This window comes from Nocardia macrotermitis (assembly GCF_009604405.1).
GTDB lineage: Bacteria > Actinomycetota > Actinomycetes > Mycobacteriales > Mycobacteriaceae > Nocardia > Nocardia macrotermitis.
In genome coordinates, this window is sequence record NZ_WEGK01000002.1 from 110,806 (window position 1) to 122,041 (window position 11,236).

General features: G+C 68.2%; 3 protein-coding genes and 1 pseudogene. All 4 read left to right on the plus strand.

What is annotated here, in order from left to right:
• Positions 1 to 349: 349 nt before the first annotated feature.
• Positions 350 to 1,951, plus strand: a pseudogene (locus tag NRB20_RS04440) (DNA polymerase III subunit gamma and tau); the annotation flags it as partial.
• A 2,017-nt stretch (positions 1,952 to 3,968) separates the two neighbouring features.
• Positions 3,969 to 5,180 carry an acetyl-CoA C-acetyltransferase gene (locus NRB20_RS04445; protein WP_153407959.1) on the plus strand — a complete coding sequence of 404 codons (1,212 nt, stop codon included), beginning with the start codon at positions 3,969 to 3,971 and terminating at the stop codon, positions 5,178 to 5,180.
• A 34-nt stretch (positions 5,181 to 5,214) separates the two neighbouring features.
• Positions 5,215 to 7,359, plus strand: coding sequence for a 3-hydroxyacyl-CoA dehydrogenase NAD-binding domain-containing protein (locus tag NRB20_RS04450; protein WP_153407960.1), 2,145 nt, complete (start codon positions 5,215 to 5,217; stop codon positions 7,357 to 7,359).
• A gap of 184 nt (positions 7,360 to 7,543) precedes the next feature.
• Positions 7,544 to 11,224 carry a serine/threonine-protein kinase gene (locus tag NRB20_RS04455; protein WP_153407961.1) on the plus strand — a complete coding sequence of 1,227 codons (3,681 nt, stop codon included), beginning with the start codon at positions 7,544 to 7,546 and terminating at the stop codon, positions 11,222 to 11,224.
• Positions 11,225 to 11,236: the final 12 nt, after the last annotated feature.

Genomic DNA, 11,236 nt, shown 5'->3' on the forward strand with positions numbered 1-11,236 from the left:
TACCGAAGTTGCCGTCGTTCACGTTAGCCAGCCAATTGCGTCGAAAGCCAATCGGTATGCGTGATCGTTACGTACGTGTTGTCCGAATTAAACAGGTGAACAGTTTGGTATCGAGCACCTGAACCGTTTCCGGTTCAGCTATACAACACCGTTTGATCGCATTTCGAATTTCTCGGCGACCCCATTCTCCACGCACTTCCACTCCCCGGCCCGCGAACAAGCCGCAGGAATGCTGTCATTTCGGGTCTGCGGCGCGCGGTGTTACCGAGGGGCCCCGGAGACGGTGCCCGGGGACTTGAAGCGACGACTTGAAGTACAACTTGTCGGTGGTCGCCGGTACCCTCGGGCCGTGGCTCTGTACCGGAAGTATCGACCGGCATCATTCGCAGAGGTGGTTGGGCAGGAGCATGTCACCGAGCCGCTGAGTACTGCGCTGGACACCGGGCGGATCAGTCATGCCTATCTGTTCTCCGGACCGCGCGGCTGCGGTAAGACCTCCTCCGCGCGCATCCTCGCGCGCTCGCTGAACTGCGTCGAGGGTCCGACCTCACGCCCGTGCGGGGTGTGTGGTTCGTGTGTCGCGCTGGGGCCGGGCGGGCCGGGCAACCTGGACGTGATCGAGCTCGACGCCGCCAGTCACGGCGGTGTGGACGACACTCGTGAGCTGCGCGACCGGGCCTTCTACGCGCCCGCCGAATCGCGCTATCGGGTGTTCATCGTCGATGAGGCGCACATGGTCACCACGGCGGGGTTCAACGCCCTGCTCAAGATCGTGGAGGAGCCGCCCGCCCACCTGATCTTCGTGTTCGCGACCACCGAGCCGGACAAGGTGCTGCCGACGATCCGCTCGCGCACGCACCACTATCCGTTCCGGCTGCTGCCGCCCGCGACCATGCGCGGACTGCTCGGCACGATCTGCGAGCAGGAGGGCGTGCCGGTCGAGGAGGCGGTGTATCCGCTGGTCATCCGGGCCGGTGGGGGTTCGCCGCGCGACAGTTTGAGCGTGTTGGACCAGTTGCTCGCGGGCGCGGGTCCCGAGGGCGTCACCTATCCGCGTGCCCTGTCGTTGCTGGGCGTCACCGATATCGCGCTGATCGACGAGGCGATCGAGGCGCTGGCGAACGACGACGGCGCGGCGTTGTTCGGCACCGTGGACAGCGTGGTCGAGGCCGGACACGATCCGCGCCGGTTCGCCGGAGATCTGCTGGAGCGCCTGCGCGACCTGATCCTGCTGCGCGCGGTCCCCGACGCCGCCGACCGCAATCTGGTCACCGGCCCGGGCGACGTCCTGGAGCGGATGCGCGACCAGGCCCAGCGCCTCGGCCCCGCCGCCCTGACCCGCTACGCCGAACTCCTGCACGAGGGCCTCGGCGAAATGCGCGGCGCGACCGCCCCCCGCCTCCTGCTCGAGGTTATCTGCGCCCGCATGCTCCTGCCGGTAGCCTCGGACTCCGAATCCGCCACCCTGCAACGCCTCGAGCGCCTGGAACGCCAAATGGCAAGCGGCGCAATCCCCACCGCCCCGACCGCAGCCGCACCCACCCGCACTCCCGCCGAGGCCGACGAGCGTCCCGCACCCCCCGCTGAACGCCCGCAATCCGGCCCACCCCGCCGCCGCGGAGCCGAAGCCCTCGCCGCGATCCGCGAGAACCGCACCGGCAGCCCACAGCCCGCGTCCAATGAGCTGGACTCGCCCGCGCAGCGCCCGCACCCGGCTCAGCGCGCACAGTCATCCGGTGCGGAATCGGCTCGCGTGCAGCCGAATTCGGATGCTGCGGCGGTGAGCTCGGCGCGGGAGTCGATGCCGGATGATGTGTCGGCGATGCGGGATCCGAGGTCGCGTTCGGACTCGGCTCGGCCCGACCGATCGTCCGGTGCGGAATCGGCTCGCGTGCAGCAGGGGTCGGATGCTGCGGCGGTGAGCTCGGCGCGGGAGTCGATGCCGGATGATGTGTCGGCGATGCGGGATCCGAGGTCGCGTTCGGACTCGGCTCGGCCCGACCGATCGTCCGATGCGGAATCGGCTCGCGTGCATCGGAGTTCGGATAGTGCGGCGCGGGAGTCGATGTCCGACGCTGTGCGGGATCCCGGGCAGCGCCCGCAGCCGGATCGGCCCGTCTCGTCGTCCGGCGTCGAATCTCCTCGCGCGCAGCAGGGTTCGGAAGATGTTTCGGTGACTTCGCTGCGGGGGGCGATGTCGGATGATGCGTCTGGGGCGGTGTCGAGGATGGCCGCTGATTCACAGGCTTCGGCTATGAGTGGTCCGTCCGGGCAGCGCATCTCCGATGATGCGCGGGAGCCCGCCGCCGGTGCCTCTCGGTTGCCTGCCGAAGGCGATTCGGCCGCGTTCGCGGGCGAGGGTCGGATGATCTCCGGCGAGACGCGGCGCACCGAGCGGTCTCCGGGTGGTGATACCGCCGCCGACGCACAGCGGCGCGCGGCGGAGCCAACTCGGGGCGTCGGATCGGATTCGGAACCTGCTGTGCCGCAGGATGATTCGAGCTATTCGGCTTCGCCGCAGCCGTCCGAGTTCGCCTTCTCGTCGGGTGTATCGGACACTGAATACTCTGCGCCGCAGGGTGATTCGGGTTCGAGCGCGTCCTTCGAGCCGGATCGGTCGTCCTCTGGTTCGGTCGCGCGTGAGCGTGCCGGGCATTCGTCCGACGATGCCGCCCAACGAGATCGAGCGGCGGACGAGCCGGTGGCGCCGCCGTCGGACGCGGGTTCACGGATGGCCGATGCTTCGGCAGCCGATTCTCGAATGGCCGACGCGCCTCAGGCGTCGCGTGCCGAGGAGAGCGTGCAGCCCCCTTCGGATGAATTCGATTCGGGGGCTGTGGATTCCGGCTATCCGGAAGAACCCGAAGTGCCGGATGTCGCCGAAGTCGATGTGCCGCAGGAACAGCCCGCGGTCGGCGGGGGCAATACGTTGCAAGAGGTCGAGGCGGCCTGGGGGGATATTCGGGCCAAGGTGCGCGAGTTCGGGGCGGCGGTGCATGCGCTGCTGTCCGGAGCCTCGGTGGGGCGGATGGAGGGCGACACGGTCGTGCTGGCGCATCAGCATGCGCCGTTGGCGCAGCGGTTGGCCAATCCGAAGTATGTCGAGGCGGTGGAGTCCGCGATCGAGGCGGTGCTCGGGCGGCGGTACGGGGTGCGGTGGGAGGTGGCGGGGGCGTCCTCCGCTCCCGCGAAGGCCGAACCGGCCGCGCGGCCGCAGCCTGCGCAGGGGCGCAGTGGTCCGGCGCGATCGGCCGAGCCGCCGAAGTTCACCCGGCCGAGTCAGGCGCGGGGTGCGGCGGCCGACACCGGTGCGGCCCCGCGCGCGCAGCGGCCCACGAGCGAGGGCTCGGGGGAGCGTTCCGGCGGTGGTTCGGTGACTCGCGCCACGCCCTCGAACGACACCCCGCCGCCGCCCGACGACGATATTCCGCTGCCGGACGGGCCCGATCTCCCCGACGACCCGGGGCCGCAGGACTACTCGCCGGTAGGTTATGACGGTGTCCCACCTGCGTCGACGCCGGAGGAGGAGCGGGAGATGCTCGCCGAGTCGGCGCATCCGGTCCCGCAGCAGGATCGCCGCGACCCCGATGAGGTGGCCTTGGAGCTGTTGCGCGCCGAGTTGGGTGCGACTCGGCTGGAGGCTTGACAGACACCCTCCCGACGACCTTAAGTTAACCGGAGTTCGCATACGGCTGTACTATGAACGGGTGGTCGTCAGCATCGGCGTTCCGAGGTTCTATGGTATGCCCAGGTGTACGGGTGCCCGGGATTCGGTGGGCCGATGCGTGCCGACGTTTGTACAGCGTTATACGACGGAACCGGGGCCACTTCGACCTGCGTGCGAGCGCGGGACCCGGGAGCGTCGCCGGAGACTAGAGCGGTCGGTCACAGGGCCGGTCGGCGAGGTTACCTGCAGCGATGCCGCACTGTGCGGTATCGGGGCACCGTAAGGAAGGAAAAACTCCGTTATGACCACAGAGGCCTACATTTTCGAGGCCATCCGCACTCCGCGTGGCCGCAACAAGAAGGGCTCGCTGCACTCGGTCAAGCCGATCGATCTGACGACCGGTCTGGTCAAGGAGCTGCGGAACCGTTTCCCCGACCTCGACGAGGATCGCATCTCGGACCTGATCTTCGGTGTCGTCTCGCCGCTCGGTGACCAGGGCGCCGACATCGCCCGCACCACGGTGCTGACCGCGGGCCTGCCCGACACCGTCGGCGGCATCCAGATCAACCGCTTCTGCGCCTCGGGCCTCGAGGCCGTCAACCTGGCCGCGCAGAAGGTGCGCTCGGGCTTCGACGACCTGGTCATCGCCGGTGGCGTCGAGTCGATGTCCCGCGTGCCGATGGGTTCGGACGGCGGCGCGCTGTTCGCCGACCCGGTCACCTCGTACGACAACTACATCGCCCCGCAGGGCATCGGCGCGGACCTGATCGCGACCATCGAGGGCTTCTCCCGCGAGGACGTCGACCGCTTCGCCGTACGCTCGCAGGAGCTCGCGGCCGCGGCCTGGACCGGCGGTTACTTCGCCAAGTCGGTCGTCCCGGTCAAGGACCTCAACGGCCTGACCATCCTGGACCACGACGAGCACATGCGTCCCGGCACCACCGTCGAGGATCTGGCCAAGCTCAAGCCCTCCTTCGCGACCATCGGTGAGATGGGCGGCTTCGACGCGGTGGCGCTGCAGAAGTACCACTATGTGGAGTCCATCAACCACGTCCACCACGGCGGCAACAGCTCGGGCATCGTCGACGGCGCCGCGGTGGTGCTGGTCGGTTCCGAGGAGGCCGGCGCGGCTTCCGGTCTGACCCCGCGCGCCCGCATCGTGGCGACCGCCACCTCCGGCGCCGACGCCACCATCATGCTGACCGGCCCCACCCCGGCCACCCACAAGGTGCTGGCCAAGGCGGGTCTGAGCGCCGAGGACATCGACCTCTACGAGATCAACGAGGCGTTCGCGTCGGTCGCGCTGAAGTTCCAGAAGGACCTGAACATCCCGGACGAGAAGCTGAACGTCAACGGCGGCGCCATCGCGATGGGCCACCCGCTGGGCGCCACCGGCGCGATGATCACCGGCACCATGGTCGACGAGTTGGAGCGCCGCAACGCCCGCTACGCCCTGCTGACCCTGTGCATCGGCGGCGGCATGGGCGTGGCCACCATCATCGAGCGCGTCTAATCCACCAGACTTCCTTCAGGAGATACCAAATACAATGAGCGACAACATGATTGCCTGGGAGAAGGACGCCGACGGCATCGTCGTGCTGACCATGGACGACCCGAACCAGGGCGCCAACACGATGAACGAGCTCTACAAGACCTCGATGTCGGCCACGGTGGACCGGCTCGAGGCCGAGAAGGACGACATCACGGGTGTCGTCATCACCTCGGCGAAGAAGACCTTCTTCGCCGGTGGCGACCTCAAGAACATGATGCAGACGGGCCCGGACGACGCGCCCGCCATCATGGAGGAGCTCACCGTCATCAAGGGTGCGCTGCGTCGGCTCGAGCAGCTGGGCAAGCCGGTCGTGTCCGCGATCAACGGCGCCGCCCTGGGTGGCGGCCTGGAGATCACCCTGGCCACGCACCACCGCATCGCCGCGGACGTCAAGGGCCTCAAGCTGGGTCTGCCCGAGGTGAAGCTGGGCCTGCTGCCCGCCGGCGGCGGTGTCACCCGCACCGTGCGCAAGTTCGGCCTGCAGACCGCGCTGCTGCAGATCCTGTTGCAGGGCAACGAGTTCGACGCCAACAAGGCCAAGGGCATCGGCCTGGTCGACGAGGTCGTCGGCACCGTCGAGGAGCTGGTCCCGGCCGCGAAGGCGTGGATCAAGGCCAACCCGGACAAGGGTGTGCAGCCCTGGGACGTCAAGGGCTACAAGATCCCCGGCGGCACCCCGTCCAGCCCCGCGCTGGCCGCGAACCTGCCGGCCTTCCCGGCGAATCTGCGCAAGCAGCTCAAGGGCGCGAACATGCCGGCGCCGAAGAACATCATGGCCGCCGCGATCGAGGGCGCCCAGGTCGACTTCGACAACGCCTCGCTGATCGAGTCGCGCTACTTCGTCAACCTGCTGACCGGCCCGGTCGCGAAGAACATGATCCAGGCGTTCTTCTTCGACCTGCAGTCGATCAACAACGGTGGTTCGCGTCCCAAGGACGTGCCCAAGCGTGAGATCAAGAAGGTCGGCGTGCTGGGCGCGGGCATGATGGGCGCGGGCATCGCGTACGTCTCCGCCAAGGCCGGTTACCAGGTCGTGCTGAAGGACGTCTCGATCGAGGCGGCCGAGCGCGGCAAGAACTACTCGGAGAAGATCGAGGCCAAGGCCCTCTCGCGTGGCAAGACCACCGAGGAGAAGTCCAAGGAGCTGCTGGACCGCATCGTCCCGACCGCGGACGCCAAGGATCTGGCCGGCGTCGACTTCGTGATCGAGGCCGTCTTCGAGAACACCGAGCTCAAGCACAAGGTGTTCCAGGAGATCGAGGACATCGTCGAGCCCGACGCGCTGCTGGGTTCGAACACCTCGACCCTGCCGATCACCGGCCTGGCCGCGGGCGTCAAGCGTGAGCAGGACTTCATCGGCATCCACTTCTTCTCGCCCGTCGACAAGATGCCGCTGGTGGAGATCATCCGCGGTGAGAAGACCTCGGACGAGGCGCTGGCCCGGGTGTTCGACTACACCCTCGCGATCCGCAAGACCCCGATCGTGGTCAACGACAGCCGTGGTTTCTTCACCTCGCGCGTCATCGGCACGTTCGTGAACGAGGCGATCGCGATGCTGCTCGAGGGCATCGAGCCGCAGACGATCGAGCAGGCGGGTCTGCAGGCGGGCTACCCGGCCGCGCCGTTGCAGCTGTCGGACGAGCTGAACCTCAAGCTCATGCAGAAGATCGCGAAGGAGACCGAGGAGGCCGCCAAGTCCGGTGACCTCACCATGGGCACCACGCGGCATCCGGCGCTGGACGTCATCGACTACATGGTGGCCGAGGGTCGTCCGGGTCGTCTCGAGAAGGCCGGTTTCTACGAGTACGACGAGGACGGCAAGCGCATCGGCCTGTGGAACGGGCTGCGTGAGCACTTCAAGACCAGCACCGAGGAGCGGGCTCCGTTCCAGGATCTGATCGACCGGATGCTGTTCGCCGAGGCGATCGAGACGCAGAAGTGCTTCGACGAGGGTGTGCTGACCACCACCGCGGACGCGAACATCGGTTCGATCTTCGGTATCGGTTTCCCGGCGTGGACCGGTGGCGTGCACCAGTTCATCGTGGGTTACCCGGGTGGACAGGCGGCCTTCGTGGCTCGCGCCGATGATCTGGCCGCCAAGTACGGCGACCGTTTCCAGGTGCCCGCCTCGCTGCGCTGAATCGAGTTCCGGCGGTTGCCACGGTAACCGCCGGTAGCGGTCACGACGGCCCGGACCTCCGCTGATGCGGTGGTTCGGGCCGTTCGCGTTCGGGGTGGTCGGGGCGCGCGCGGGCGGGAATTGCGGACGCGCGGTGCTCGCGCGAGCTACGTTGGACTCAGCGGAGACATCGAGGACGGTTCCCATGAATGCACGCAGGGACGAGGTCCGCGGTACGCCCGAGGAGTCGAACACGCAGCAGTATCAACCGGTCACCATCGCCGAGGAGCTCGGGGCGCTGGGGTTGTTCGATGCCGAGGAGATCGGCCGCGGTGGATTCGGGGTCGTGTATCGCTGTGTCCAGAAGTCGTTGAGCCGCACGGTCGCGGTGAAGGTGTTGTCCGCTGTATTCGATGACGGCGCTTCCGAGGACCCTGCGCGGTTACGCAAGCTGCCTTCTCCGGGTCCGCCGGGCGCGCCGATGATCGACGCGGAGAGCCGGGAGCGGTTCCTGCGTGAGGAACATGCGATGGGCCGGTTGTCCGGTCATCCCAATATCGTCGACGTGTTGCAGGTGGATGTGACCGCGAGCGGGATGCCGTGCCTGGTGATGCCCTATGCGGTGCACGGTTCGCTGGAGCAGCTGGTGCGCGACAACGGGCCGTTGAGCTGGTCGGATACCTTGCGGGTCGGGGTGAAGCTGGCGGGGGCGATCGAGAGTGCGCATCGGGTGCAGGTGCTGCATCGCGATGTGAAGCCGGCGAATGTGCTGCTGAGCCGGTACGGCGAACCGCAGTTGACCGATTTCGGGATCGCGCGGATTCCGGGCGGGTTCCGGACCTCCACGGCGATGATCACCGGGTCGCCCGCGTTCACCGCGCCCGAGGTGCTCAAGGGGCAGGACGCCACCGTGCGCTCGGACGTCTACGGGCTGGGTGCGACGTTGTTCGCGCTGCTCACCGGGCATGCGGCGTACGAGCGGCAGTCGGGAGAGAAGATCGTCGCACAGTTCCTGCGGATCACCACCCAGCCGGTGCCGGATCTGCGCGCGCAGGACATTCCCGCCGATGTGGCCGCCGCGATCGAGCAGGCCATGTCGGTGGATCCGGACGATCGGCCCGCCTCGGCGCTGGAGTTCGGCGAGCTGCTGCGCGCGGTGCAGCACGATCACGGGCAGCAGCCCGACGAGATGGCGTTGCTGAATCCGGGGCCGGATCCGAATCTCCCCGGGGTGCAGGGGAATACGCCCTCTCGTACGGGGATGCTGTCCAGCGGTCCGCGCACGGTGCTGACGCTGCGTTCGGACGTTGCGCCGAACAGCGCCGTACCACCCACTGCCGCAACGAAATTCCGGCCGCCGACACCGACGCGCGAACCGTTGTCGCGGCCGCGTCTGCTGGAAATGCTGCGGGCGGGTGATCGGCGGCGGCTGGCGTTCATCCACGGCCCGGCCGGTTTCGGCAAGAGCACGTTGGCCGCGCAGTGGCAGGCCGAACTGGCCGCGGGCGGAAACGCGGTGGCGTGGATAGGGATCGACCGCGACGACGACAACGAGGTGTGGCTGCTCGCGCATCTGGTGCACGCGATCCGGCGGGTGTGCCCGGATATCGGGGCCGGGCTCGAACAGGTGCTCGAGGAACGCTCGGATGAGGCTGTGCCGTATGCGATCTCGACGTTGATCGACGAGATCCACGCCGCCGGGCGGACCGTGGTGGTGATCATCGAGGACTGGCACCGGATCACCGACGCCGGGGCGCAGCGGGCGATGGATACGTTGCTGGACAACGGATGTCACCATCTGCGATTCGTGATCACCGCGCGGGAGCGGGCCGGGTTGCCGCTGAGCCGCCTGCGGGTGCGGGACGAACTGGTCGAGATCGGCGCGGTGGATCTGCGTCTCACGCCCTCGGAGATGCGACGGATTCTGGTGGAGCGCAACGGGTTCGAGCTGACCGAGACGCAGCTGGAGCGGATCGGGCGGGCCACCGGCGGCTGGCCCGCGGCGATCGCGCTGGTGGGTCTGGCGTTGCGGGCGCGGGCGAACGGGCGGGAGGACAGCGGCGCCGCGGTGTCGGAGGTGGACACCGATCGACTGATCGGCCATCTGTCCGAGCGCAACGAGCCGATCGGCGAATATCTCGCCGAGAACGTCCTGGACGCGCTCGAACCCCGGATGCTGAAATTCCTGATGTCCCTGTCCGCGACCGAGAAGGTGTGCGGCTCCCTGGCCGCCGCGGTGAGCGGGGAGGCCGACGCCGAGGATCTGCTCGAACAGGCGTGCAGCCGTGAGCTTTTCGTGCGACGCCTGGATCATGACCCCGGTTGGTTCCGGTTGCAGCCGCTGTTCGCCGAGCAACTGCGCACCCGTCTCGAACGCGAATCGCCGGGCGCGTCGAAGAGCCTGCACCGCAAGGCTTCCCGCTGGTACGCCGAACATCAGCTGCTGCGCAAATCGGTGGACCACGCGCTGGCCGCGACCGATCTGAAACTGGCGCTGGATCTGCTCGAGGGCGGTGGGATGGATCTGATCGACACCTCGAAACTGGCCACGCTGCTCGGTTCGGTGTCCAAACTGCCGGTGCAGCAGGTCGCGACGCGGTCCAAACTGATGCTGGCGTTGGCGCGGGCGAATATCAATCTGCAACAGTCCAGTGCCGCGCGCACCGCGCTGGGACGGGTGAGCAGTATGTTGGCCCGCACCGCACCCGACGACGCCGACACCGTCCGGCAGCGCTGCGAGGCGGATGTGCTGGCGGCCGCCGATCTGGTCGCCCGGGACCGCACCGACGGTGTGGCGGAACGGGTTTCGGACACCTTGGCCGCCGCCACCGAACTGCCCGCCTGGACCGTGTCCACCGCCGCGAATCTGATGTCGTACCTGCGGCTGTGCGATTTCGATTTCGACGGTGTGCGCGATATGCAGGAGTGGGCGAGGCCGTATCACGCGCGTTCCAAGGAGCCGCTGGGCGAGGTGCTCGGGCTGCTGAACCGAGGGGCGGCCGCCTACGAGCAGCTCGACATCGACACGGCCACAACGTGTTACGAGCGGGCATGGCAGGTCGCGCGGGATCGCTCGGGCCCGCGTTCGCATGCTGCGCGCGCGGCCGCCGCGCTGCTGGGCGAGGTGCGGTACCGGCGCGGGGACCTGGACGCGGCCGAGGAGCTGCTGGACGAGAGCCATCAGCTGGTCGCGCGGGTGGGGCCCGCGGACTTCATGATCACCACGTTCGTGATCGGCTCGCGGGTGAAATCCGCACGCGGGGACACCGAAACCGCCGCCGCCCGCCTGATCGAGGGCGCTCGGCTCGCAGCCGATCGCAGGCTGCCCCGGCTGGCCGCGCACATCCGCGCCGAACAGTTGCGCCTCGGGCTCGCGCTCGATGCGCCGACTCCCTTGGGCGACAAGGGATTGCGTCCGATCCGGCATCTCACCGGAACTGCCGCGCTGACCGCCGAGGCCGAGGAACTCGCCGCGGTCCGCGCACTGCTGGCGCGCGGCGCCGCGCACGGCGGCCTCGACACGTCGCGGGGTTACGACCCGTACTTCGGCAGCGCCGATTTCGCCCCGCTCGGCATCGACGACTCGGCCGTCAAACGAGCCCGCGCACTCTACAGCCGCATCGTCGAACAGCACCGCCCCCGTGCGCAATTGGACACCGCGCTGCTGCTCGCCGAATGCCTCTGCGCCGCGGGCTGGACCGGCGAATCCATCGCCACCCTCACCCCGGTCGTGGTCCGCTGCGCCGAACTGGGCTGGCGCAGACCGCTTCTGGACGCCGGACCCCGGGTGCTGTCCATCCTGCACTCGATGCGCAACGAAATGCTCCTGGGCACAGAGCATTCCGAGATCACCGAGGAAACCCACCGCTTCCTGAACTCACTCTGAGGCCGGGAGAAC

Excerpts from the sequence above, each read along its gene's own strand:
- NRB20_RS04455 (WP_153407961.1), top strand. The coding sequence starts at position 7,544 with ATGAATGCACGCAGGGACGAGGTCCGCGGTACGCCCGAGGAGTCGAAC.
- NRB20_RS04450 (WP_153407960.1), top strand. The coding sequence starts at position 5,215 with ATGAGCGACAACATGATTGCCTGGGAGAAGGACGCCGACGGCATCGTC.
- NRB20_RS04445 (WP_153407959.1), top strand. The coding sequence starts at position 3,969 with ATGACCACAGAGGCCTACATTTTCGAGGCCATCCGCACTCCGCGTGGC.